25 protein-coding genes are annotated in these 24064 nt (G+C 75.4%); 11 read left to right on the top strand and 14 right to left on the bottom strand.

The genetic code is table 11. The features are described 5' to 3' along the window. Positions 1-25: 25 nt before the first annotated feature. On the bottom strand, positions 26-295 hold the full coding sequence (locus tag IH44_RS0123050; protein ID WP_030461594.1) for a DUF2630 family protein: 270 nt from the start codon (positions 293-295) through the stop codon (positions 26-28). A 181-nt stretch (positions 296-476) separates the two neighbouring features. Between IH44_RS0123050 and IH44_RS0123045 the strand changes: the two genes are divergently transcribed. After that, a complete protein-coding gene (locus IH44_RS0123045) occupies positions 477-866 on the top strand; it encodes an SCO5389 family protein (protein ID WP_030461593.1) in 390 nt (129 codons plus the stop codon). 191 nt (positions 867-1057) lie between these two features. Beyond that, entirely contained in the window at positions 1058-2644 is a 1587-nt protein-coding gene (locus tag IH44_RS0123040) for an arabinogalactan endo-1,4-beta-galactosidase (RefSeq protein ID WP_051817206.1), read from the top strand. Between the two features lie 180 nt (positions 2645-2824). On the opposite strand, the gene IH44_RS0123035 is transcribed toward IH44_RS0123040, so the two are convergent. Beyond that, a complete protein-coding gene (locus IH44_RS0123035; RefSeq protein ID WP_030461591.1) occupies positions 2825-4276 on the bottom strand; it encodes an MFS transporter in 1452 nt (483 codons plus the stop codon). A 441-nt stretch (positions 4277-4717) separates the two neighbouring features. Here IH44_RS0123035 and IH44_RS0123030 point away from each other — a divergent pair, with 441 nt between their 5' ends. Next, positions 4718-5296 (top strand): TetR/AcrR family transcriptional regulator, encoded by a 579-nt coding sequence (locus IH44_RS0123030; RefSeq protein WP_030461590.1) that lies wholly within the window; start codon positions 4718-4720, stop codon positions 5294-5296. 11 nt (positions 5297-5307) lie between these two features. On the opposite strand, the gene IH44_RS0123025 is transcribed toward IH44_RS0123030, so the two are convergent. Continuing rightward, positions 5308-5907, bottom strand: a complete 600-nt coding sequence (locus IH44_RS0123025) for a TIGR03086 family metal-binding protein (protein ID WP_030461589.1) — start codon at positions 5905-5907, stop codon at positions 5308-5310. Positions 5908-5960: 53 nt separating this feature from the next. Next, positions 5961-6527, bottom strand: a complete 567-nt coding sequence (locus IH44_RS0123020; RefSeq protein ID WP_030461588.1) for a DJ-1/PfpI family protein — start codon at positions 6525-6527, stop codon at positions 5961-5963. 253 nt (positions 6528-6780) lie between these two features. Between IH44_RS0123020 and IH44_RS0123015 the strand changes: the two genes are divergently transcribed. After that, on the top strand, positions 6781-7581 hold the full coding sequence (locus IH44_RS0123015) for a tyrosine-protein phosphatase (protein WP_030461587.1): 801 nt from the start codon (positions 6781-6783) through the stop codon (positions 7579-7581). 7 nt (positions 7582-7588) lie between these two features. Here IH44_RS0123015 and IH44_RS0123010 read toward each other — a convergent pair whose 3' ends face one another. Beyond that, positions 7589-8263 carry a VOC family protein gene (locus IH44_RS0123010; protein ID WP_030461586.1) on the bottom strand — a complete coding sequence of 225 codons (675 nt, stop codon included), beginning with the start codon at positions 8261-8263 and terminating at the stop codon, positions 7589-7591. 33 nt (positions 8264-8296) lie between these two features. Next, positions 8297-9301 carry a PHP domain-containing protein gene (locus tag IH44_RS0123005; protein WP_030461585.1) on the bottom strand — a complete coding sequence of 335 codons (1005 nt, stop codon included), beginning with the start codon at positions 9299-9301 and terminating at the stop codon, positions 8297-8299. A gap of 144 nt (positions 9302-9445) precedes the next feature. On the opposite strand from IH44_RS0123005, the gene IH44_RS0123000 reads away from it, so the two are divergent. Next, a complete protein-coding gene (locus IH44_RS0123000; RefSeq protein WP_081967057.1) occupies positions 9446-10390 on the top strand; it encodes a diiron oxygenase in 945 nt (314 codons plus the stop codon). Positions 10391-10468: 78 nt separating this feature from the next. Beyond that, complete coding sequence (locus tag IH44_RS0122995) at positions 10469-11956, top strand: MFS transporter (RefSeq protein ID WP_051817205.1); 1488 nt, start codon at positions 10469-10471, stop codon at positions 11954-11956. 70 nt (positions 11957-12026) lie between these two features. On the opposite strand, the gene IH44_RS0122990 is transcribed toward IH44_RS0122995, so the two are convergent. Next, positions 12027-12320, bottom strand: a complete 294-nt coding sequence (locus tag IH44_RS0122990) for a hypothetical protein (protein WP_030461582.1) — start codon at positions 12318-12320, stop codon at positions 12027-12029. A gap of 220 nt (positions 12321-12540) precedes the next feature. Beyond that, the gene (purB, locus tag IH44_RS0122985; protein WP_030461581.1) at positions 12541-13971 is read right to left on the bottom strand and encodes an adenylosuccinate lyase; all 1431 of its coding nucleotides are present in this window, start codon (positions 13969-13971) and stop codon (positions 12541-12543) included. A gap of 130 nt (positions 13972-14101) precedes the next feature. Here purB and IH44_RS0122980 point away from each other — a divergent pair, with 130 nt between their 5' ends. After that, positions 14102-16324, top strand: coding sequence for an ATP-binding domain-containing protein (locus tag IH44_RS0122980; RefSeq protein WP_051817204.1), 2223 nt, complete (start codon positions 14102-14104; stop codon positions 16322-16324). A 9-nt stretch (positions 16325-16333) separates the two neighbouring features. Next, positions 16334-16690, top strand: a complete 357-nt coding sequence (locus IH44_RS0122975) for a DUF6204 family protein (RefSeq protein WP_030461579.1) — start codon at positions 16334-16336, stop codon at positions 16688-16690. A 25-nt stretch (positions 16691-16715) separates the two neighbouring features. Here the strand turns inward: IH44_RS0122975 and IH44_RS0122970 are convergent, their stop codons facing one another. The 4 genes from IH44_RS0122970 to IH44_RS0122955 form a co-directional block, all read right to left on the bottom strand. Next, positions 16716-17639: a DUF2797 domain-containing protein gene (locus tag IH44_RS0122970; protein ID WP_051817203.1), complete on the bottom strand. Its 924-nt coding sequence runs from the start codon at positions 17637-17639 to the stop codon at positions 16716-16718. Positions 17640-17668: 29 nt separating this feature from the next. Beyond that, positions 17669-18139 carry a MarR family winged helix-turn-helix transcriptional regulator gene (locus IH44_RS0122965; protein ID WP_030461577.1) on the bottom strand — a complete coding sequence of 157 codons (471 nt, stop codon included), beginning with the start codon at positions 18137-18139 and terminating at the stop codon, positions 17669-17671. Between the two features lie 98 nt (positions 18140-18237). Further along, positions 18238-18627: a DUF3037 domain-containing protein gene (locus IH44_RS0122960; protein WP_030461576.1), complete on the bottom strand. Its 390-nt coding sequence runs from the start codon at positions 18625-18627 to the stop codon at positions 18238-18240. Further along, positions 18627-19382, bottom strand: a complete 756-nt coding sequence (locus tag IH44_RS0122955) for a HipA family kinase (protein ID WP_030461575.1) — start codon at positions 19380-19382, stop codon at positions 18627-18629. The genes IH44_RS0122960 and IH44_RS0122955 overlap by 1 nt, the downstream gene beginning before the upstream one ends. Positions 19383-19535: 153 nt before the next feature. On the opposite strand from IH44_RS0122955, the gene IH44_RS0122950 reads away from it, so the two are divergent. Beyond that, positions 19536-20894 carry an NAD(P)/FAD-dependent oxidoreductase gene (locus IH44_RS0122950; RefSeq protein ID WP_030461574.1) on the top strand — a complete coding sequence of 453 codons (1359 nt, stop codon included), beginning with the start codon at positions 19536-19538 and terminating at the stop codon, positions 20892-20894. A gap of 48 nt (positions 20895-20942) precedes the next feature. Here IH44_RS0122950 and IH44_RS0122945 read toward each other — a convergent pair whose 3' ends face one another. Both IH44_RS0122945 and IH44_RS0122940 read right to left on the bottom strand, forming a co-directional pair. Continuing rightward, positions 20943-21293, bottom strand: a complete 351-nt coding sequence (locus tag IH44_RS0122945; RefSeq protein ID WP_030461573.1) for a hypothetical protein — start codon at positions 21291-21293, stop codon at positions 20943-20945. A 5-nt stretch (positions 21294-21298) separates the two neighbouring features. Further along, a complete protein-coding gene (locus IH44_RS0122940; protein ID WP_035956114.1) occupies positions 21299-22618 on the bottom strand; it encodes an aminotransferase class I/II-fold pyridoxal phosphate-dependent enzyme in 1320 nt (439 codons plus the stop codon). 34 nt (positions 22619-22652) lie between these two features. Between IH44_RS0122940 and IH44_RS0122935 the strand changes: the two genes are divergently transcribed. Both IH44_RS0122935 and IH44_RS0122930 read left to right on the top strand, forming a co-directional pair. Continuing rightward, the gene (locus IH44_RS0122935; protein ID WP_030461571.1) at positions 22653-23318 is read left to right on the top strand and encodes a pyridoxamine 5'-phosphate oxidase family protein; all 666 of its coding nucleotides are present in this window, start codon (positions 22653-22655) and stop codon (positions 23316-23318) included. Then, positions 23312-23959 (top strand): FMN-binding negative transcriptional regulator, encoded by a 648-nt coding sequence (locus IH44_RS0122930; protein WP_030461570.1) that lies wholly within the window; start codon positions 23312-23314, stop codon positions 23957-23959. The genes IH44_RS0122935 and IH44_RS0122930 overlap by 7 nt, the downstream gene beginning before the upstream one ends. The last annotated feature ends 105 nt before the right edge of the window (positions 23960-24064 follow it).

The raw sequence follows: 24064 nt of genomic DNA, 5'->3' as shown, positions 1-24064 counted from the left end.
CGGCCGCCCCGCCCCGTCCCCGCCGCTACGACTCGTAGCGCTCCACCTCGTCGATGCTGCGCACGCTCGCCCCGTCCGGGTCCTCGCCCGCCCGGACCCGGGCGCGGCGCTGGCGGAGCAGGTCCCAGCACTGGTCGAGCTGCTCCTCGATGTCCTTGAGTTCGCGGTGCTCGGTGGGCTGGTCGATCCGGCCCTCGGCGAGGGCGGCGCGCAGGTCGCGCTCGGCCTCGACCATCTCGCTGATCCGCTCCAGGATGCGGCGGTCGGTGCCGCCCTCGGTGCGCTGCTCGTCCATCGGGGCCTCCTCGCAGTGGTGTGCCCTCCACTCTAGGAAGGCCCCGGGGCGGCCGCGAGCGGGGCGGCGCGGGGGCGGCGCCCCGAACGGGGGAGCGCAATTGACAGGGCGTCAGACGGACGACAGGATCACTTACTGAAAACGACTTCCACTACCACTAACCCGGAAGGCCCAATCCGCCATGTCGCTGGACGTCTCCCCCTCCCTGCTCGCCCTGGCCGAGCGCGACGAGGTCGCCGACGCCGACTTCCTCGCCACCGTCCGCACCTCGCTGCCCTACGCCTACCGCCTGGTCAACGACCTGACAGCCGAACTCGCGGTCAGCGGCGCCGAGTTCGCCGACAACACGGTGGCCCCGAGCGAGGCCGAGCGGGCCCAGCTGCTGCGCGCGCTGGCCAGCGACTCGATCCGCGGCGCCCTGGAGCGGCACTTCTCGGTGAAGCTGGCCTTCCAGAACTGCCACCGCCTCGCGGCCTTCCACCCGCACGCCGAACACACCGGCGCCTACCGGGAGTTCACCTCGCCCCGGGCCCAGCTGCTGAACCAGTCGCCGGAGCTGCGCGACTGCTGAACCGGTCGGCCGGCGGCCGCGGACCGACCCGCGACCGCCCGCCCGCCCGGCGAGTTGTGAACGTTCACAAGAAAATGGCGCCGACTGCTTGCAGCTTCACCGAACCTTGGGGTTATCTATGGCGAAACACGGCGGGCAACCGCTGTGTACGTTCACACCACCACTCCCCCACTCTCCTGCCAAGGACGACGATGCCCCAGGCATTCACCCCGGCGTTCAAGCGCGCGCTCGTCACCGCCGCGGCGGCGCTCCCGCTCGCCACCTCCGTGGTCGCCGGCCTCCCCACCGCGGCCCGGGCGGCCAGTACCCTCACCAACGCCGGCTTCGAGACCGGCGGCACCGGAACGGCCACCCCCGCCGGCTGGTCCGTCTACTCGGCTGCCGGGCAGAACGGCGCCTCGTACACCGAGGCCGGCGGCCACAGCGGCTCCTACCGGCTCACCCACTACGCGGCCGCCGCGTACAAGGTCGAGACCTACCAGTACCTGTCCGGGCTGGCCGACGGCAGCTACACGCTGACCGCCTGGGTCCGCTCCAGCGGCGGGCAGAACTCGGCCTACCTGGCGCTGCGCAACTGCGGCTCCGCCGAGCAGCGCACCGACCTGCCGCCGACCCCGAACGGCGCCTGGATCCGGCTGGTCACCTCGGTCAAGGTGACCGGCGGCCAGTGCACGATCAGCATCGACTCCGACGCCAACGCCGGGAACTGGATCAACGTCGACGACCTGTCCTTCGCCCCCGGCAGCACCGGCGTGGCGGCCCGCGGCGTGGACGTCTCCACGCTGAAGAAGAGCGAGGACAAGGGCGGCGTCTACCGGCGGGCGGACGGCAGCACCGGTGACGCGCTGGACATCCTGCACTCCAGCGGCGCGAACTACGTGCGCCTGAAGGTCTGGGTGAACCCGGCCGACGGCTACAACGACAAGGCCAAGGTCCTGGCGATGGCCAAGCGTGCCAAGGCGCTCGGCATGGGCCTGCTGATCGACTTCCACTACTCCGACAGCTGGGCCGACCCCGGCAAGCAGACCAAGCCCGCCGCCTGGTCCGGCTACTCGCTGGCGCAGCTGAAGTCGGCGGTCTACAACCACACCTACGACGTGCTGAACGCGCTGAAGGCGCAGGGCACCACCGCCGACATGGTGCAGATCGGCAACGAGATCAACGCGGGCATCCTGTGGAGCGAGGGCTCCACCGCCCACTGGTCCGACCTGGCGGCGCTGCTCGCCCAGGGCGCGAACGCGGCGAAGGCGGTCAGCTCCTCGACCAAGGTGGCGCTGCACCTGGCGAAGGGCGGCGACGACGCCGGGGCCCGGGCGTTCTTCGACAACGCGGTCTCGTACGGGGTGCCGTTCGACCTGATCGGGCTCTCGTACTACGGCTACTGGCACGGCCCGCTGAGCGACCTGCAGACCACCCTGGACGACGTGGCGGCCCGCTACGGCAAGCAGGTGTTCGTCGCGGAGACCGCGTACGCCTTCACGCTGGCGAACGGCGACGCGCTGGAGAACAACATCGCCACCTCCTCCCAGCTGGTGGCCGGCTACCCCGCCACCCAGGCCGGGCAGGCCGCCAACCTGCGGGACGTGATGAACGTGGTGGAGGCGGTGCCGAACGGCCGGGGCCTGGGCGTCTTCTACTGGGAGCCGACCTGGACGGCCGTGGCGGGCAACGGCTGGGACCCGGCCGATCCCACCTCCGGGGACGCGTGGGAGAACCAGGCGCTGTTCGACTACAGCGGGCGGCCGACCAGCGCCATGAGCTGGCTGAAGCACCGGTGAGCCCTACGGGGTGACGCGGCACGGGATGACGCGGCACGGGATGACGCGGCACGGGATGACGCGGCACGGGATGACGCGGCACGGGATGACGCGGCGCGGCCGGGCGGCCGGAGGAGTGACGAGGTGTCACCTCCGGCCGCCCGGCCCGCGGTTCGGGTCCCCTGCGCTACCCGCCCGCGCTCACCCGCCGACCGCCTCGCCCCGCACCGCGGCGAGCTCGGTGCGCTCCGCGGCGGCGGCCTCCACCGGGGCGGCCTGGGCGGCGGCCCGGCGGGCCGGGACGAGCACCGCGGCCAGCGCGGCGGCCAGGCAGAACGCCGCGAGCAGGGCGAAGCCCTGGGTGTAGCCGCTCTCGGCGGGGCGGCCGTCGGCCTGCAGGTGGCCGGTGACCAGGCCGGTCATCAGGGCGGCGCCCATCGAGCCGCCGATGGTGCGGATGTTGGCGTTCATGCCGGTGGCGGCGCCGGTCTGGGCGGCGGGGACGGCCTGCACGATGAGGTTGCTCATCGAGGCGAAGGCGAGTCCGATGCCGAGGCCGAAGACGCCCGCGGCGAGCGCGACGTCGGCGGGGCTGCCGTGCCGGGCGGCGAGCAGCGCGCAGGCGGCCGAGCCGAGCAGCGCGCCGGTGACCAGCTGGGCCTTGGCGGGGAAGCGGCCGGCCAGCCGGCCGCCGAGCACGCCGGCCACGAACATCGCGGCGACCATCGGCAGCATGAGCAGTCCGGCGCCGGTGACGCTGGAGCCGAAGCCGTAGCCGGCGCTGGCCGGCATCTGCACGAAGCCGGGGAGGAAGGCCCACACGGCGTACATGCCGCCGCCGAACAGCAGGGCCGCGGTGTTGGTGGTCCACACGGCGGGCAGCCGCATCACCCGCAGGTCGATCAGCGGGTTGCGGGAGCGGGACTCGTTGACCGTCCAGGCGGCGAACAGCAGGACGGCGAGGGCGAGCAGGCCGAGCACCTTGGCCGAGCCCCAGCCCCACTGGGAGGCCTGGCTGACCGGCAGCAGCAGGGCGACCAGCCAGCCGGAGAGCAGCACGGAGGAGAACCAGTCGACGCTGCCCTCGCTGCGGTGCGGCGACTCGGGGACGTAGCGGTGGGCGAGCGCGATGGTGCCGACCAGCACGATGACGGGCAGCCAGAACAGCCAGCGGTAGTCGAGGGCGCCGACGATCGGCCCGGCCAGGACCATGCCGAGGCCGCTGCCGACGGCGATCACCGCGGACATGTTGCTGATGCCGCCGGAGACCCGTCCGGGCGGGAACTCGTCGCGGATGATGCCGAAGGAGAGCGGGAACAGCGCGCCGGCGATGCCCTGGATCACCCGGGCGACGATCAGCACGGTGATGTTGGGCGCGAGGGCGGCGACCAGGCAGCCGACCAGCAGCGCGACCAGGGCGGCGACCAGGGTGCGCTTCTTGCCGACCAGGTCGCCGACCCGGCCGAGGATCGGGGTGAAGACGGAGGCGGAGAGCAGGTAGGCCGTCATGATCCAGGTGACGGTGGACTGCGTGGTGTGCATCTCCTCCTGGACGATCGGGAGGGCGGGCGTGATCAGCGACTGGAGCAGGGCGTACACGCCGGCGCCGACGGCGAGCACGCCGAAGGTCAGGCGGGGGGATTGGCGGTTCATCGAACCCTCTCGGGACTCGGGGCGGGCACGCGGGGAGCGGGGTGCGTGCCACGGCAGAAGAGCAGGCAGCGGTCGAACGCGGCTCGAACGGCGCGTCGGCGCCGCCGGGCCGGGCGGCCGGGCGTGGACGGGGCGGGCAGGGGGACGGGCGTGGTGCGCGTGCGGTGGCCGGACGGTCGCCCTGCGTCGTGGCGCGGGCGGCGGGTACGGCGAAGCGGCCGGTCCGCCGGTGTGCGGCGGGTCGAAGTTCGGGCCCCGGTGCTAAAGTCGAGGCATGCCTCCAGATTAGCGGAGGCATGCCTCCGGTTCAATCCGGTTCCGCGATTCCCCCCGAACAACCCCCGGGCGCCACCCGAACACCACCCGAACGACCCCCGTTCGTCCGGCCGCCCGCACCCCCACCGCCCCGCCCGTCCGGATGCGCCGAGAACGAGGTCCCCCGTGCCGGATCAGATCGTGGTGAGCGAGTTCCTCGCCGCCCAGCGCCCGCGCCGCGCGGACGCCGCCCGCAACTTCGACGCGCTGCTCGCCGCCGCCCGCGAGGCCTTCGCCGAACACGGCGCCGAGGCCTCCCTGGAGGACATCGCCCGGCGGGCCGGCGTCGGCATCGGCACCCTCTACCGCAACTTCCCCACCCGCCGGCACCTGTTCGAGGCGGTGTACGCCGCCGAGGTCGACGACCTCGTCCGGGTCGCCGAGCAGGTCTCCGACCTGCCGCCGTGGGAGGCGCTGACCACCTGGCTGCGCCGCTTCGTCGACTACGCGACCACCAAGCGCGCGATCCGCGAGGCCATGGCGGGCGAGGAGTCGGACATCTTCCTGGCCTGCCTGCAGTCCATGTACTCCGGCGGCACCCCGCTGCTGGAGCGCGCCCAGCGGGCCGGGGAGGCCCGCACCGACATGAGCATCGAGGACCTGCTGCGGATGGTCTCCGGCATCACCTCGGTGGCCTTCCCGGAGGAGGGCCAGCGCGACCGGGTCCTCGCCATCGCGCTGGACGGGGTGCGCACCCGCCGCTGACCCGGCCCGGCTCAGCCCAGCGGGCGCGCCGGGTCGCGGCCGACCAGGCCCAGCAGCCGGGTCGCGGCGTCCGCGCCGGCCGGTACCGGCACCGGGTCGGCGAACAGCCCGGAGGCGGCCAACGAGTCCGCCTGCGGGGCGAGTTCGGCCAGTGCGAACTCGGCGGCGGCCGGGTCGATCCGGTCGTCGGCGCCGATCCCCCGGGCCAGGTCCCAGCCGTGCACGATCGCGTCCACCGTCATCTCCCGGGCGTACCCGGCGGCCCGCCGCGCGCCGTACGAGAGCTGCACGGTGCGCTTCAGCGCGCCCGGCTCGGCGAACGCGGCCCGGGCCGCCCCGGCGGCGGCCGTCCAGGCGGCGAGCGGGTCGTCGCCGAGCACGTCGCCGTCGTGGCGGTCGCCGATCTCGGCGACGGTGGCCCCGGCCAGCAGGTCGGGCACCCACAGCTGTTCGGCCGTCAGGTGGCCGACCAGCTGCCGCACCGTCCAGTCGGTGCACGGGGTGGGCCCCCGCCAGCCGTCGGCGGGGACGGCGCGGACCAGTGCGCCGAAGTGGTCCAGGGCCCGGCCGTGCAGTGCGAGCAGGTCCGGTCCGTCGAGGTGAGCTGCCATGGGGTCCACGCTTGCCCGCCCCGGGCGGGCGGGCAAGCCGACACCCCGGGCGGCTACTCGACCGGGGCCTTCTCGCGCAGCAGCTCGACGAACGCCCGCATCCAGGTCGGGTGGTCCGGCCAGGCCCGGGCGGAGACCACGGTGCCGTCGACCACCGCGCCGCCGTCCACGAAGTCCGCGCCGCCCGCCGCCACGTCCGGCTCCAGCGCCGGGTACGCGGCGGTGCGGCGCCCGGCCAGCGCGCCGGTCCGCAGCGGGATCAGCGGGCCGTGGCAGATCTGCGCCAGCGGCTTGTCCGCCTCGAAGAACGCGGCGACGATCCGCTGCACCTCCGGGTCGTTGCGCAGGTACTCGGGCGCCCGGCCGCCGGGCAGCACCAGCGCCGCGTACTGCGCCGGGTCGACGTCCGCGAACGCCAGGTCCGCGGGCCAGGTGTAGCCGGGCTTCTCGGTGTACGTGTCGTAGCCCGGGACGAAGTCGTGCACCACGAACTGCAGGGTCTTCCTGGTCGGCGCGGCGATGTCGACCTGGTAGCCCTCCTCCAGCAGCCGCTGGTAGGGGTAGAACACCTCCAGCGACTCCGCCGCGTCACCGGTGATGATCAGGATCCTCGCTGCCATCCGGGGGTTCCGTCCCTTCCTCGCGCCTGCCGCCGTCCGGCCCCGGCGGGGCCGGGCGCTGCCCACACCCTGCCCGCTGACGGCGCGTCAATCAACGGGGCGCGCGCGGCACGGCGCGCCGGTCGTGCGCTCCCCCGGGCGCCGCAGCCGTCCGCCCGGGCGGGGGTACTCCGGGGGCGACCCGCCCGGGGCGCGCCTAGCGTGCTGGCAAGGTCCGCCCGTTTCCCCCGGGACCGTCGGCAGGGAGGCCGTCATGCAGCACTCGCACCTCGTGGACTCCGCCACCGTCGCCAACCTGCGCGACCTCGGCGGCATCGATCTGCCCGGCGGCGCCCGGGTCCGGCCCGGACTGGCGCTGCGCTCGGGCCAGTTGGACCGGCTCGACCCGGCCGCCGACCCGATGTTCGACGCGCTGGGCGTGCGCACCGTCATCGACCTGCGCACCGCCGCCGAACGCGCCGCCTTCCCCGACCGCGTCCCCGGCGGCGCGCACCTGCTGGTCGCGGACGTGCTCGCCGACGGGGCGGGCAGCGGCGCGGCGGCGGCCCTGGCGGCGGCGCTGGCCGACCCGTCCGGCGCGAACCGGATGCTCGGCGGCGGCCGGGCGGCGGACGCGCTGCGCGAGGACTACCGGGCGTTCGTCACCTCGGCCTCCGCCCGGCAGGCGTACAAGCAGCTGATCACCGCGCTGGCCCACCGGGGCGGCGGCCCGGTGCTGTTCCACTGCACCGCGGGCAAGGACCGCACCGGTTGGGGCGCCACCCTGGTCCTGCTGCTGCTCGGCGCGGACGAGGAGACCGTCCGCACCGAGTACCTGTCCGTCGACCCGGCGGTGCGGGCGCACTACGCCCCGCTGGTGGAGCGCTTCCTCGCGGCGGGCGGCGACCCGGAGGTCGCGGACGCCGTGTTCTCCGTCCGGGCCGAGTACCTGGCGGCCGCGCTGGACGCCCTGGCCGAGTACTGGGGCGACGCCGAGAGCTACGCCCGGGCCGGCCTCGGCCTGAAGGACGACACCCTGGCCGGGCTGCGCGAGCGCCTGGTCGAGGCCGCCTGAGCGTCCGTCAGCCGGCCGCGCCCGCGGCCCCGACGCACGCCTCGTTGCCCTCCGGGTCGGCCAGCACCCAGTGGTTCGGCGCGTGCTCGTCGGTCACCAGGCGGCCGCCGGCCGCGATCGCGGCGGCGATCCGGGCCTCGGCGAGGTCGTGCGGCACCCAGACGTCCACGTGCACCCGGTTGCGCTGCGGGCGGGGCCCGTCCATCTGCTGGAAGTAGAACGGCGCGCCGCGGCGGGCCGGGTCGAGCAGGTCCTCCGGGCTGCCGGAGCGGTCCCGGTAGCCGAGCAGCGCCCGCCAGAACGCGACCACGGCGGGCAGCTCCAGCGCGTCGACCGTGACCTGGACGGTCTGCACGGCCGCCGGCTCGGCGACCGCGCCGAGCTCCCGGGCGACGCCGGACACCAGGCGGGCCAGCTCGACGTGGCGTTCCGTCAGGCCGTAGTACTCCTCGCCCGCCTCGATCAGCCGGACCGTCACGCCCTCCGGCCGCAGGTCGACGTCCGCCTCGCCGACGCCCGCGAGGGCCGCCCCGATCGCGCCGACCAGCTGCGCGCCGGCCCCGAACGACCCGGTCCGGAAGAACGCGCACGCCCCCTCCCCCAGCACCCGCCAGTCCCCGGTCCCGCCCGCCGCGTGGAACGCCGCCGGCCTGATCCTCACCGCACCCTGAACGTCAGTCATCCGGGCAGGGTACCGATCGGCGCTGACACCCCCTCAGCGCGCCCCCGCCCAGGCCAGCAGGTGGTCCACCGACCACGCCGTGATCACCCGCTCCGCGTCCAGGCCGAGTTCCGCGGCCCGTTCGCAGCCGTCGATCTGCCGGTCCAGCTGGCCGGGCGCGTGCGCGTCAGTGTCGACGGCGAACAGGCAGCCCAGGTCGGCGGCGAGGGCGAGCAGGTCGTCGGGCGGGTCCTGGCGGTCGGGGCGGCAGTTGATCTCGACCGCGGTGTCGTGCTCGCGGCAGGCGGTGAAGACGGCCTCGGCGTCGAACGCGGACGGCGGGCGGGGCTCGTCGCCGAGCCGCCGGCCGGTGCAGTGGCCCAGGACGTCGACCAGCGGGTTGCGGACGGCGGCGAGCAGGCGGTGGGTCATCGCGTCGGGTTCCATCCGCAGCTCGGAGTGGACCGAGGCGACCACCACGTCGAGGCGGCCGAGCAGGTCCTCGTCCTGGTCGAGCCCGCCGTCGGGGAGGACGTCGCACTCGATGCCGGTGAGCAGCCGGAACGGGGCGAGCCGGCCGTTGAGCTCCTCGACCAGGTCGAGCTGTTCGCGCAGGCGCTCCGCGCTGAGACCGTGGGCGACGGTGAGGCGGGGCGAGTGGTCGGTGAGGACGGCCCAGTGGTGGCCGAGGGAGCGGGCGGTGCGGGCCATCCGTTCGACCGGGACGGTGCCGTCGGACCAGTCGGAGTGCAGGTGGCAGTCGCCCTGGAGCTTCTCGCGCAGCCGGAGCGCGGCGGCGGAGGGGGCCGGTCCGGCGGCGGCGCGGGCCTCGGTCTCCAGCAGGTACTGGGGGGTGCGGCCGGCGGTGGCGTCGGCGATCACCCGGGCGGTGACGGGGCCGACGCCGGGGAGGCGTTCGGCCTGGGCGGCGGAGACCGGTCCGGGGGGCAGCGCGGCGGCGGCCTCGGCGGCGGCGCGGAACGCCTTGGTCCGGTGGGGGGAGGCCAGTTCGCGCTCCAGCAGGAAGGCGATGCGCTCCAGGGCGGTGACCGGGTCCATGCGGCCAGTCTGCGCGGGGCCGGACGGGGTCGCACGCGGACGGGTCCGTCGCCGCTGATCTGCCCCGACCCCTTGTTGACACTCTGTCTCATTGGTTTACTCGTCCCGGAGCCCCCGCCGCACCCCACCCTCCGGAGCCCGCCCGTGTCCGACACCGCCGTCCCGCCGCAGAGCCCCGCCGCCCCCCTGACCCTCGCCCGGCAGCGCAACGCCGACCGCGAGCTCAACGCCGCCCGCCTGCTGCGGGCCTCCGCCAAGCACTCCCACGACCCGCTCACCGAGATCGACTGGTCCGCCCCCGTCGACCCGGACCACTACGCGCTGCCCGCCCACCGCGTCGCGCTCTACGGCACCCCGCTGTGGGAGCGGCTGGACGAGCGGCAGCGGGCGCAGCTGAGCGTGCACCAGTTCGCCTCCACCACGGCCGCCGGGATCTGGTTCGAACTGGTGCTGATGGAGGGCCTGATCCGGCACGTCTACGCGGGCGACCTGACCACCGGGCACGCGCAGTACGCGCTGACCGAGGTCGCCGACGAGTGCCGGCACTCCACCATGTTCGCCCGCTACATCACCGCCACCGGCTACCCGTCGGCCCGGCCGACCCGGCGCGCGGACCGCCTCGGCAAGCTGCACTTCCTGCTCAACGACACCACCATGACCTTCGCCGGGGCGATCTTCGTCGAGGAGTTCACCGACGCGATGCAGCGCGAGATGATCCGCGACGAGTCGCTGCAGCCGCTGGCCCGCTCGGTGGCCCGGATCCACGTGGTCGAGGAGGCCCGGCACATCGGCTACGCCAAGCCGGAGCTGGAGCGGCGCTGGGCGGCGATGACCCCGGCCCGGCGGGCGGTGTTCCGGCGGGCGCTGGCGCTGCTGGCCCGGCAGTCGGTGGCCGAGATCGTGCACCCGCGGGTGTACGCGCTGGCCGGGCTCGACCCGGCCGAGGCCCGCCGGGCCGCCGCGGCCAACCCGCACTGGCGACAGGCCCGGATCGACTGGGCCCGCAAGGCGATGGAGTTCTTCACCGACCTGGGCGTCGTCACCCCGGCCACCGCCCGCCCCTGGCAGCGCGGCGCGCTGCTGCCCTGACCGGGCCGACTGCCCCGGCCGGCCGCCGACTGCGCGCCGCTCCCCCGGCGGCCGCCCCTCCTGCCGGAGACTCGGAGCGTGGACGACAACGGGATCCGCCTCGGCACCGGCCGCGGCCGGTGGGTGGTGGCGGCGACGGCGCTGGGCTCCGGCATGGCGATGCTGGACGGCACGGTGGTGAACGTGGCGCTGCCGCGGATCGGCGAGGACCTGGGCGCGGGCCTGTCGGCGCTGCAGTGGACGGTCAACGCGTACATGCTGACGCTGGCGGCGCTGATCCTGCTCGGCGGGTCGCTGGGCGACCGGTACGGGCGGCGGCGGGTGTTCCTGCTGGGGGTGTGCTGGTTCGCGCTCGCCTCGGCCGGGTGCGCGGCCGCGCCGAACGTCGAACTGCTGGTGCTGGCACGGGCGTTGCAGGGTGTGGGGGGCGCGCTGCTGACGCCCGGTTCGCTGGCGATGCTGCAGGCGGTGTTCGCCGAGGAGGACCGGGCGGGCGCGGTGGGGGCCTGGTCGGGCCTGGGCGGGGTGGCGGCGGCGGTCGGCCCGTTCCTGGGCGGCTGGCTGGTGGACGGCCCCGGCTGGCGGTGGATCTTCCTGCTGAACCTGCCGCTGGCCGCGGTGGTGGTCGCGGTGACGGCCCGGCACGTGCCGGAGAGCCGGGACGCGGACGCCTCGGGGCGCTTCGACGTGCTGGGCGCACTGCTCGCGGCGCTGGCGCTGGCCGGGATCACCTACGCGCTGACCGAGGCCGGTGCGGGGCTGACCCCGGGCGCGCTGGCGGCGGGGCTGGCGGGCCTGGCGCTGGCGGGGGCGTTCGTGCTGGTCGAGCACCGCTCGGCGAACCCGATGCTGCCGCTGTCGCTGTTCCGCTCCCGGCTGTTCACCTCGGTCAACCTGGTCACGCTGTGCGTGTACGGGGCGTTCAGCGCGGTGTTCCTGCTGCTGACGGTGCAGTTGCAGATCGTCGCCGGGTTCACGCCGCTGCTGTCGGGGGTCGCCCTGGTGCCGATCACCGTGCTGATGCTGCTGTTCTCCGGCCGGGCCGGACGGCTGGGCCGGGCAGTGGGGCCGCGGCTGCCGCTGACGGTGGGGCCGCTGGTGGTGGCCGTCGGGGTGCTGCTGATGCTGCGGATCGGGCCGGACGCGAACTACTGGCTGGACGTGCTGCCCGCGGTCACCGTGCAGGGCGCGGGGATGACGCTGCTGGTCGCCCCGCTGACCGCGACCGTGCTGGCGGCCGTGGACGTCCGCCGGGCCGGCATCGCCTCGGGCGTCAACAACGCGGCCGCCCGCGCGGCCGGCCTGTTCGCGGTCGCCGCGATCCCCCCGCTGGCCGGCCTGACCGGCGACGCCTACCGCGTCCCCGCCGAGGTGGACTCCGCCTTCCGCACCGCGATGCTGATCTGCGCCGCCCTGCTGGCCGCCGGCGCCGCGCTGGCCCTCGCCACCGTCCGCTCCGACGCGCTGGCCCCGCCGCACCCGGTCGCCGAACCCGACTGCGACTGGTACTGCGCCCCGACCACGCCCCCGATCCACCCGGACGATCCCGGACGCAGGGCGGGTTAGGCCCTGTCCGGCCGATCTTGCCGGGCGCCCACCGCCGCGCGCTGATCCGGCAAGATCGACCGGACCGGGCCTAGTCGGCGGGCGGGCCGTCCGGGTCGGGGTGGCCGGCGCGGGCGAGCAGGCGGGTGGCGGCGCGGTCGGCCGGTGGGGCGCCGAGCAGGGCGAGGGCGCCGAGGGGGAGGAAGAAGGCCAGGAAGAGCAGCAGCGGGAGGAGGCCGGCGGCGGTGCCGGCCAGGAGTCTGGCCAGGGCGCCGGAGAGCAGCAGGTCGGCCGCCCCGCACAGGCCGACGTAGGCGACGCTGATCCCGGCCCTGGGGGCGGCGGCGCCGGTGGGGGCGCCGGCCGACTGTTTGGTGGCTCGCATGGCTGGCTCTCCGGTTGTGCTGGGCACCATCGCCGTCGGCGTCCTCACCGTCCCCGCGGGGACGGACACTTCCGGTGTACCCCGCCCGGCCGCCGCCCGACCCCGACTTCGGGCCGATTCCCTCCCCCGGGCGGCGCGGCGGCCCCCGCCTCCCGCGGAAACCGGGCGCGGCCCGCCCCGGAGGTGTTCCGGGACGGGCCGCGCAAAGGCTGACGGAGCGTCAGAGGATGTCGCCGGGGGCGTACTTGGCGGCCTCCGGGCGGTCCGCGGCGACCTGCTCGATCCGGCGGACGAGCTCGCCGACCTGGGCGGCGGCGGCGCCGGTGAAGGAGAGGCGGTCGGCCAGCAGGGCGTCGAGGGCGGCGCGGTCCAGCGGGATGCGCTCGTCGGCGGCCAGCGCGGGCACCAGGGTGTTCTCGCGGGCGCCCTCGCGCATGGCGAGCGCGGCGGCCACCGCGTGCTCCTTGATGACCTCGTGCGCGGTCTCCCGGCCGACACCGGCCCGCACCGCGCCCATCAGGACCTTGGTGGTGGCCAGGAACGGCAGGTAGCGGTCCAGTTCGGCCTCGATGACGGCGGGGAACGCGCCGAACTCGTCGAGGACGGTCAGGAAGGTCTCCAGCAGGCCGTCGAAGGCGAAGAAGGCGTCCGGCAGGGCGACCCGGCGCACCACGGAGCAGGAGACGTCGCCCTCGTTCCACTGGTCGCCGCCGAGCTCGGCGGTCATCGAGGCGTAGCCGCGCAGGATGACGGCCAGGCCGTTGACGCGCTCGCAGGAGCGGGTGTTCATCTTGTGCGGCATCGCCGAGGAGCCGACCTGGCCGGCCTTGAAGCCCTCGGTGACCAGCTCGTGGCCGGCCATCAGGCGGATGGTCTTGGCCAGGCTGGACGGGCCGGCGGCGAGCTGGACGAGCGCGGAGACCACGTCGTAGTCGAGCGAGCGCGGGTAGACCTGGCCGACCGAGGTGAACACGTTCTCGAAGCCGAGGTGCCCGGCGACCCGGCGCTCCAGCTCGGCGAGCTTCTCGGCGTCGCCGCCCAGCAGGTCCAGCATGTCCTGGGCGGTGCCGACCGGGCCCTTGATGCCGCGCAGCGGGTAGCGGGCGATCAGCTCTTCCAGGCGGACGTAGGCGACCAGCACCTCGTCGGCGGCGGTGGCGAAGCGCTTGCCGAGGGTGGTGGCCTGGGCGGCGACGTTGTGCGAGCGGCCGGCCATGACGAGTTCGCCGTACTGGGCGGCGAGGCGGCCCAGGCGGACCAGGACGGCCACCGTGCGGTCGCGGACGTGCTCCAGCGACTGGCGGATCTGCAGCTGCTCGACGTTCTCGGTGAGGTCGCGCGAGGTCATGCCCTTGTGGATCTGCTCGTGCCCGGCGAGCTCGGAGAACTCCTCGATCCGGGCCTTCACGTCGTGCCGGGTGACCTTCTCGCGCTCGGCGATGGACGCCAGGTCGACCTGGTCGATCACCCGCTCGTAGTCGGCGATCGCGGTGGGCGGCACCTCGATGCCGAGGTCCTGCTGCGCCTTGAGGACGGCCAGCCACAGGTGGCGCTCCAGGACCACCTTGTGCTCGGGGGACCACAGCTGGGCCAGGGTCGCCGAGGCGTACCGGGAGGCCAGGACATTGGGGATCTTGGGCTTCGCGCTCACGTTTCGCAAGCCTAACAGTCCAGCTCGGGCGAGGACGAAGCGCGTCCGCCGGGCGGACGGGTACCATGACCGGTTGAGTTCGCCTGCAATGCCGCGAATAAAAACTTCTCACCGCAAGGATACCACACTCATGAACGAGATCGCCGCCGACCCACTGCTCACCGCCCAACTCGGCCTCGAACAGCAGCGGTTGACCGAGCTCTACGCCCACCTGGACGCCGCCCGCACCGAGGCCCGCGCCGCACTCGAACGGACCGTCCGCGCCCCCCGCGACGGCACCCGGCAGGCCCGGCTGGAGCGCGAGGTGGCGCACGCCGAGCGGGCCGGCCGGCTCGCCCGGCTGACCGCCGTCGAACGCGGCCTGTGCTTCGGCCGGATCGACGGCGGCGACGGCGGCAGCCGCTACATCGGCCGGACCGGGCTGCTGGACGGGGAGTTCGAGCCGCTGCTGCTGGACTGGCGGGCCCCCGCCGCCCGCCCCTTCTACACGGCGGGCCCGGCCGACCCGCAGGGCCTGGTGCGCCGCCGGCACCTGCGCACCGAGGGCCGCCGGGTGGTCGGCCTGGACGACGAGGCGTTCGACCTGGACGCGCTGGACGCGGCCGGCGCCCGCGCCACCCTGGTCGGCGAGGCCGCCCTGCTGGCCGAACTGCGCCGGGCCGGGACGGGACGGATGCGCGAGGTGGTGGCCACCATCCAGGGCGAGCAGGACCGGGTGATCCGCTCCGGACTGGCCGGTGCGCTGGTGGTGCACGGCGGCCCGGGCACCGGCAAGACCGTCGCCGCGCTGCACCGCGCCGCGTACCTGCTCTACACCCACCGGGAGGTGCTGGAGCGGCGCGGGGTGCTGGTGATCGGCCCGAACCCGGCCTTCCTGCGCCACATCGAACGGGTGCTGCCCTCGCTCGGCGAGACCGGGGTGCTGCTGCGCACCGTCGGCGAACTGTTCCCCGGCGTCCGGGCCACCGCCGCCGACCGGCCGGAGGCCGCCGTGCTGAAGGGCTCGCTGCGGATGGCGGACGTGCTGGCCGGGGCGGTGCGCCTGCACCAGCGCCTGCCCGCCGGGGACGGGCGGATCGCCGCGCTCGACCTGCCGCTGCCCCGGCGGGTGCTGCACGCCGCCCGGGAGCGCGCCCGCGGCCTGCGGCTGCCGCACAACGCCGCCCGGCCCGTCTTCCTGGCGGCCGCCCTGGAGGGCCTGGCCCGCGTCCGGGCCGAGGAGCTCGGCCGCCCCTGGGACGAGGAGGAGGCCCGGTACGCCCCCGGCGAGCTGGGGGCCGAACCGGCCGTCCGGGCCGCGCTGGACGCGCTGTGGCCGCTGCTCACCCCGCACCGGCTGGTCGAGGCCCTGCTCGCCGACCCGGACGCGCTGGCCCCCGGCCTCTCCCCCGCCGAACGGGCCGCGCTGCGCCGCGCCCCGGGCGCGCCGTGGACGGTGGAGGACGTCCCGCTGCTGGACGAGGCCGCCGAACTGCTCGGCTCGGACGGCGCGGCCGAGCGCGCGGCCGAGGCGGCCGGCGAGCGCGCGCGGGCCGCCGCCGAGGCGTACGCGCACGGGGTGCTGGAGGTGACCGGGCAGGCCGGCGAGCTGGACCCGGCGGAGCTGGCCGCCCGGCACGCGGAGGCGGACCCGTACCGGGCGGCGGCCGAGCGGGCGGCGGACGACCGGGAGTGGACGTTCGGGCACGTGGTGGTGGACGAGGCGCAGGAGCTGTCGGAGCTGGCCTGGCGGACGGTGATGCGGCGGATCCCGACCCGTTCGCTGACCGTGGTGGGCGACCTGGCGCAGACCTCCTCGGCGGCGGGCGCCCGCGACTGGCAGCAGGTGCTGGGCCGTTACCTGGGCACCCGCTGGCGCGAGGAGCGGCTGGAGATCGGCTACCGCACCCCGGCGCCGGTGATGGCGGTGGCGGCCGCGGTGCTGGCGGACGTGGACCCGGCGGCGCGCGCCCCGGTGCCGGTGCGCACGGATGGGGAGCCGCCGCGGGCGGTGCGGGTCGCCGACTACGCGGCCGAACTGCCCGCGCTGCTGGCCCCGGACGGCCCCGGCGCGGGCGTGACGGGCCTGGTGGTGCCGGACGCCCGGCTCGCCGAGCTGGCGCACCTGGGCGCGCTGAGCGCGGCGCGGTGCAAGGGCCTGGAGTTCGACGCGGTGGTGGTGGCGGACCCGGCGGCGATCCGGGCGCAGTCCCCGCGCGGCGGCAACGACCTGTACGTGGCGCTGACCCGGGCCACCCGCCGGCTGACGGTGGCCCACCACGGGCCGCTGCCGGAGCCGCTGCGGGCCGCGTTCGAGCAGGTGGCGGGTGGCGGCGGGGAAATCGGGGTGAGCGGCGGGGAGCGGACGGGTTAGGGTCCGGGCATGACCAAGCGCACCTTCCGGATCATGGTCCGCGGCTCCTTCGACGCCCTGACGGACGAGCAGCGGGCCGAGTTGCAGGCCGCGGCCGCCGAACACGACGTACTGCGGGCGGAGTTCACCGAGGAGGGGCACCTGACGTACGACCTGTCGGCGCGCCCGTTCTTCACCTTCCGCTTCCTGGAGTACGGGGAGGCGGAGGAGGACGTGGTGGCGGCGTCGGTGCGGGCCGAGACGGCGGCGGAGCTGTGGCTGACCGACCGCGGGTACGGCTACAAGAACCTGAAGTCGCAGGCGCAGGACATGGCGCTGGCGGCGGTCGGGGCGCGGCAGAAGCAGGAGGCCCGGAAGAAGGGCTGACCTGCGGGGGCGGCGGGCGTCCGGCTCAGAACAGGGCGTCCTGTTCGGCGGCCGGGCGGGCCCTGGGGAGCAGGGCCAGGCCCTCGCAGCCGTCGGCGTCGGGTGCGGCGTGCAGCGTCCAGCCGGTGAGCAGGCGGGTGTCGAGCAGCAGCGGGGGGCCGTCGGGCCGGTCGAGGAAGAGGTGGCCGCCGATCGGGCGGCGCAGCCGGCCGGCCAGCCGGGCGCCGTCGGTGAGGGCCTTGACCTGCTGGTAGTGGTCGGGGGCGCCGTCGCCGAGGCCGTAGAGCTCGACCTGGTCGACCACGGGGTGGTCGGCGAGCAGTTCCAGCCGTTCGGGCCCGCGGCCGGGCTCGGCGAGCAGCCGGTGGACGCGGGTGCGGGCGGCGGTGAGCGCGTCGTGCCGCTGGGCGGGGGCGGGCAGGCTCCACCAGGCCGGGTACTTGGCGGCGGCGGGGATCCGCTCGCGGGCCAGTTTGGCGTGCGCGACGGCGAGTTCGGCCCGGCGGACGGCCGGGAGCGGGCCGCGGGCGACGAACGTCCAGGTGAGGGCGGCCTGTTCGAGCAGGCGGACGGTGCCGCGCTCCTCGGCGGTGAGGCCGACCTTGAGCAGGCCGGGGGCGAACCAGGCGAGGTAGAGGCGGTAGTCGCGGCCGTCGTCGAGGATGCGGTCCCGGGCGAGCTGGAGGCCGCGGTCGGCGTTCTGGCAGCTCGGGCACTGGCTGGTGGTGCCCTCGGGGGCGACCTCGGCGCGGTGCGGGCAGGGCCGGTGGCCGCGCTCGGTGTGCGCGCCGGTGCAGCGGCGGGGGCCGGCGATCCGCCAGGCGACGGCCAGGCCGTCGGTGAGCGGCCGGTCGTGGCGCTCGCGGCCGTCGGTGGCGGTGAGGCGGGGCGCGCCGTCCCGCCAGTGCAGCCCGGTGGCGGTCCATCCGTTGCCCTGGTCCTGGTGCATCCGGTGAGCGTACGGCACGCCACCGACAGTCACTGCGGGGGCGGGGTGCAGGGGCGCAGCAGCAGCGGCAGGACCTGGTCGCAGAGGCCGGCCAGGGCGGTGCGCTGCTCGGGGTCGAGGCTGTCGAAGGCGGCGCGGGCGCGGGTCATGTCGTCGCGGATCCGGCCGAGCACCTCGCGGCCCTGGTCGGTGATGGTGACGATCTTGACCCGGCGGTCGGCGGCGGCGGCCTCGCGGCGGGCGTAGCCGAGCGCTTCGAGGCGGTCGACGATGCCGGTGACGTTGGAGGCGTCGCAGCCGAGGCGGCCGGCCAGGGCGCGCATCGGGACGGGTTCGAGGACCGCCTTGAGCGCCTTGGCCTGCGAGGAGTTGAGGCCGTGGCGGGCCGCGGCGACGGCGTAGTCCTGGAAGTAGGCGGTGCCGACGGCCGCGATCTGTTCCATCAGCTCGGTGGTGGAGGGTGCGGTGCCGGCGGTGCCGGTGCCTGTGGTGCTGCCCATGGCGGTCAGGGTACGCCCATTCGTTTCAGTGACTCCAGTATTGAGTCTGGCAAGTAGTTTGCGGATCCCGTGGACGGCCGGTGGACGCCGCGCCGCCCTCAGAGCACCAGACGGTCGAACAGGTGGTGCAGTTCCGCGGCCGGGTCGGCGGTCAGCCCGGTGTGCACGGGGCCGGGCTGGACGACGGCGCTGCGCGGGGCGGTCAGCCAGCGGAAGCGCTGCCCGGCGGTGTCCCGGGCGGCCGGCCCGGCGGCCTCGCCGCCCGCGCAGACCGCCTCGATGCCGCGCAGCGCCCGCCGCACCCCGGCGACGTCGGCCAGCGCGTCCAGGGCGAGCAGCCGGCCCTGGTCGAGGTGGGTGCGGGCGCCCAGGTACTCGGCGCCCCGGCAGTACAGCAGCACCCCGATGTTGACGCACTCGCCGCGCTCGACCCGGGGCACCGCCCGGATCAGCGCGTACTCGTAGTCGTGGGCGGGCCGGTCCTCCATCAGGACGCCACCTCCGGGAGCCAGTCGCGGGGCCCGGCGAGGCGGGCGGTGAGTTGTTCGGTGTACGCGGCGCGGACGTCCTCGGGGCCGGCGAAGCCGGGTTCGTCGGCCAGCCAGACGTCGGGGACGGCGGCGACCGCGGCGGGCAGCGCCCGCTCGGCGAGCGCGGCGAGTTCGGCGTCGACGGCCGGCAGGTGGGCGGCGGCGTGCCGCAGCGCGTGGTCGGAGGCGTCGTAGGGCTTGCGGCGCCACTTCTCAGCGCCCGGCCAGCTGTGGTGGAAGATCAGGCTGGCGCCGTGGTCGATCAGCCGCAGGCCGCCGGCCGCGACCAGCAGGTTGGGGTTGCGCCAGGAGCGGTCGACGTTGCCGATCAGGGCGTCGAACCAGAGCACCCGGGCGGCGAAGTCGTCCTCGACCTCGAAGCAGAGCGGGTCGAAGTTCAGTGCCCCGGAGACGTAGGCCATGCCGAGGTTGGTGCCGCCGCTGGCCCGCATCTGGTCCTGGATCTGCACCTCGGGCTCGCTGCGGGCGAGCACCGGGTCCAGGTCGACCAGGGCGAGTTCGGGCACCGGCAGGCCGAGCCGGCGGCCGAGTTCGCCGGCCAGCACCTCGGCCACCAGCGCCTTGCGGCCCTGGGCCGCGCCGACCCACTTCAGGACGTACAGGCGGCGGTCGTCGGCCTCGATGAGGCCGGGCATCGAACCGCCTTCGCGCAGCGGCGTCGCGTAGCGGACGGCCGTCACCTCGGAGAGCATCCGGACAGCCTAGCGGCCCCGGCGGGGGCATGGCCGCGCGCCCGCCGGGCAGGCGCCCGGCAGCCGTTGGAGATGCACCCGCCGTTACCCCGTGCGAGTGTGGCCAACAGTCGTCCTTGCCACTCACGGACCTGCACACAGTAGGGGATGAAGATGGAACGACCTCGGATCCTGATCGTCGGCGGCGGCTTCGCCGGACTCGAGTGCGCGCGCCGCCTGGAGCGCAAGCTCGCCCCCTCCGAGGCGGAGATCTCCCTGGTCACGCCGTTCTCGTACCAGCTCTACCTGCCGCTGCTGCCGCACGTCGCGGCCGGGGTGCTGACCCCGCAGTCGGTGGCGATCTCGCTGCGGCGCTCGCTGCGGCGCACCCACATCGTGCCGGGCGGGGCGATCGGCATCGATCCGCGGTCGAAGGTCGCCGTGGTCCGCAAGATCACCGACGAGGTGGTGGCGGAGAAGTACGACTACCTGGTGCTCGCGCCGGGCAGCGTCACCCGGACCTTCGACATCCCCGGCCTGCCGGACTACGCGCGCGGCATGAAGACGCTCGCCGAGGCCACCTACATCCGCGACCACGTGATCGCCCAACTCGACCTGGCGTCCGCGTCGATGGACGAGAACGAGCGGGCCTCCCGGCTGCAGTTCGTGGTGGTCGGCGGCGGGTACGCGGGCACCGAGACGGCGGCCTGCCTGCAGCGGCTGACCACGGCGGCGATCAGGCGCTACCCGCGGCTGGACCCGCACCTGATCAAGTGGCACCTGATCGACATCGCCCCGAAGCTGATGCCCGAACTCGGCGACAAGCTGGGCGTCACCGCCATGGAGATCCTGCGCCGGCGCGGCGTGGACGTGTCGCTGGGCGTGTCGATCGCCGAAGTCGGCCCGGAGACGGTCAAGTTCACCGACGGGCGCACCCTGCCCTGCCGGACCCTGATCTGGACGGCCGGCGTGGCCGCCTCCCCGCTGGTCGGCACGCTGGACGCGGAGACGGTGCGCGGGCGGCTCGCGGTGACCGCGGAGATGCGGGTCCCGCAGTTCGAGGGCGTGTTCGCGCTCGGCGACGCGGCGGCGGTGCCGGACCTGGCCAAGGGCGACGGGGCGGTGTGCCCGCCCACCGCGCAGCACTCGGCCCGGCAGGGCAAGCGGGTCGCCGAGAACCTGGTCGCGGCGCTGCGCAACCAGCCGCTGCAGCCGTACTTCCACAAGGACCTCGGGCTGGTCGTCGACCTCGGCGGCAAGGACGCGGTGTCCAAGCCGATGGGCGTCGAACTGCACGGCGCGCCCGCCCAGGCGGTGGCCCGCGGCTACCACGTGATGGCGATGCGCACCAACACCGCGAAGTACCGCACGGCGGCGAACTGGCTGCTGAACGCCACCGCGGGCGACGACTTCGTCCGCACCGGCTTCCTGGCCCGCCAGCCCGCCCGGCTGCGGGACTTCGAGTACACCGACGCGTACCTGTCGCGCGACGAGGTGCGCGAGCACGCGCAGGCGCTGCTGGCCAAGGGCTGAGGCCCGCCGGCGCGCGAAGGCCCCGCCCGGGGACGGGCGGGGCCTTCGTCACGTCGAGTACGGGTACAGCTCGGCGTGGACGCACGGGACGGCGACCTCGATCCGGCCGGGCGGGGCGGGGAGGTCGAGCAGGACGAGGCTGTCGCCGGTGCGCAGCACGCCGGTGCCGTCGAACTCGCCGGTCAGCAGCAGGAGTCCGCCCTCGGTGCGGACGGCCGGGGCCGGGCCGGGGGCGGGGCGGACGGTGGCGCGGGCCTCGTCGAGGGTCCACTCGACGCGGTAGGGGCCGGGCGGGGCGGCCGGGTCGCCGCGCCAGGCGGCGACGGCCGGGCCGTACGGGGTGCGGACCTCGGCGAGCGGGGGGCGGCCGGGTCGGAGGCGGGTGAGGTGGATCAGCACGCGGGTCAGGTGAGGCGGGAGTCGGTGGTGGGGGTGGTGGAGAGGGCGGCGGCGAGGTCGGCGGCGAGGGTGGTGGCCTCGGTGGGGGTGAGGGTGGAGACGGTGATCCGCAGGCCGGGCGGGGAGGCGAGGCGGAAGCGGGAGCCGGGGGCGGTGACCCAGCCGCGTTGGAGGAGGGCGGCGGTGGTGGCGGTCTCGTCGGGGACGGGGACCCAGACGTTGAGGCCGCTGACGCCGTGGGCGCGGATGCCGTGGGCGGCGAGGGCGGCGAGCAGGGCCTCGCGGCGGGCCCGGTAGACGGGGGCGGGGTCGGGCGGGTCGCGGCGCAGGGCGAGGACGGCGCGTTGCAGCAGGTGGCTGACCCAGCCGGCGTCCAGGCGCTGGCGGCCCAGGACGCGGGCGACGGTGTCGGCGTCGCCGATGCTGACGGCGACCCGCAGGTCGGGGGCGAGCGCCTTGGAGGCGGAGCGGACCAGCGTCCAGTGCGTGACGGTGCCGGCGGCCAGCGAGTGGAAGGGCTGGTCGATCAGGTCGTGGCCGTGGTCGTCCTCGATCAGGACGGTGGTGGGGCGCTCGGCCAGGACGGCGCGCAGTTCGGCGGCGCGGGCGGGGGTGAGGGCGGCGCCGGTGGGGTTCTGGGCGCGGCTGGTGACGATCAGGGCGCGGGCGCCGTGGTCGAGGGCGGCGGCGACCGGGCCGGGCAGCGGGCCCTGGTCGTCGACCGGGACGGGGGCGGTGCGCAGGCCGAGGGCGGGCAGCAGGTCGAGCAGGCTGCCCCAGCCCGGGTCCTCGACGGCGACGGTGTCGCCGGGGCGCAGGTGGGCCGAGAGCACCCGGGCGATGGTGTCCAACGCGCCTGAGCAGACGGCGAGTTCGCCGTCGGGGACGCCGTCGGCGCGGAACTCGGCGCGGCACCGGGCGAGCAGTTCGGGCTCGGCGACCGGGTCTCCGTACAGGACGGTGGGCCCGGCGGCCGCGGCGGCCAGGGCGGGGCCGAGCGGGGGCAGCAGGGCCGGGTCGGGGTTGCCGTCCGACAGGTCGCGGGCGCCGGGCGGGACGGGCAGCCGGGCCTGGTCGCGGGGGGTGGTGGCGGGACGGGGGCGGATCCGGCTGCCGCGCCGACCGGCGGTCTCGATGACGCCGCGTTCGCGCAGCAGGCGGTAGGCGGCGGCGACGGTGTTGGGGTTCACGCCGAGCTCGCCGGCCAGCTCGCGCAGCGGGGGCAGCGCGCCGCCCGGGGCCAACTGACCTGCGGAGACGGCGCGTTCGACGTCGGCGGCAATCTCGTTGGCCCGCCGCCCGGTGATCCGATACTCTCCTAGCACAAAGAAGATTATGCACTAGTACAGAGGAGTTGTCATGCCGGACAGCCCCGGCGGGTCGTACACCCGCGACGACCTCACCACCCCGACCCGTTCCAAGGAGCGCGCCGCCTGGGACGAGGAGGCGGTGCACGCGGTCCTGGACGCCGGGTACCTGTGCCACCTCGGCTTCGTCCGGGACGGCGCGCCGGTGGTGCTGCCCACCCTGTACGCCCGGGTCGGCCGCCGGCTGTACCTGCACGGCTCCACCGGCAGCCGGCCGCTGCACGGGGCGCGGGACGAGCGGGGGCTGCCGGTGTGCGTGACGGTGACGCACCTGGACGGGCTGGTGCTGGCCAAGTCCGCCTTCCACCACTCCGTCAACTACCGCTCGGTGGTGGCGCACGGCACCGCCCACCAGGTCACCGACCCCGCGGAGCTGCGGCTGGCGCTGGACGCGATCGTCGACCAGGTGGTGCCGGGCCGCTCCGCCGAGTGCCGGCCGGGCAACGCCAAGGAGCTGGCGGCCACCGCGGTGATCCGGCTGGAGCTGGACCAGGTGTCGGCCAAGACCCGCACCGGCGGCGTCAACGACGAGCCGGAGGACCTCGGCCTGCCGTACTGGGCGGGCGTGCTGCCGGTCGCCCCGGCCTACGGCGCGCCGCTGCCCTCCCCGCACACCGACGTCGAACCGCCGCGCAACGTCCGGGAGTTGGCGTGCTGATCCGGGGCTGGGACCGCGGCACCGAGCCGGAGTGGCGCCAGTGGCTGGCGGCCGGGCGGGACTTCGGGACGCTGGCCGCCAACGGGCCCGAGGGCCCCGTCCTGGTGCCCACGCACTTCCTGCTGGACGCCGACGCGGGCGAGGTGCTGCTGCACCTGGCCGCCCCCAACCCGCTGTTCGCGGCGGTGCGCGCCGATCCGCGCGTGACGCTGGCCGTCACCGACGACTACGCCTTCGCCCCCGGCCGCTGGCGCGGCGCGCCGTACACGCCGACCAGCTACTACGCGTCCGTGCAGTTCTCCTGCACCGCCGAACCGGTCGACGACCCGGCGGGCAAGGCGGCGATCCTCAACCGGCAGCTGGCGCACTTCCAGCCCGAGTGCCCCGCCGACCGGGTCGAGCCGGGGAACGCGTACTGGGCGCAGCTGACCGGCGTGCGCGGGCTGCGGCTGACGGTGCGCAAGGTGCGGGCCAAGTTCAAGTACGACGACAAGAAGCCGGTCGAGCTGCAGGGCGAGGTCGCCGAGCGGCTGGCCGAACGGCACGCGGCCACCGGGAACCCGCAGGACGCCGGGGCGCGGGCCCAGTTGCTGCGGCGGATGGCGGCGCGGACGGACCGCCCCGGCCGATCGTCCGACTGACGGTTCATCGGTTCTGGCGTGTCGGACGCGCGCGGCGGGGTAGCCGCTGATCGAATTACCTCCGGATATTTCCGCCCGCAACCGGACGGATCGTCACGTAGGGAG

The sequence above is a fragment of the Kitasatospora sp. NRRL B-11411 genome (assembly GCF_000721345.1).
Classification (GTDB): Bacteria; Actinomycetota; Actinomycetes; order Streptomycetales; family Streptomycetaceae; genus Kitasatospora; species Kitasatospora cineracea.
The sequence above is the reverse complement of the archived record's forward strand: the minus strand, read 5'-3'. Positions and strand labels throughout refer to the sequence as shown.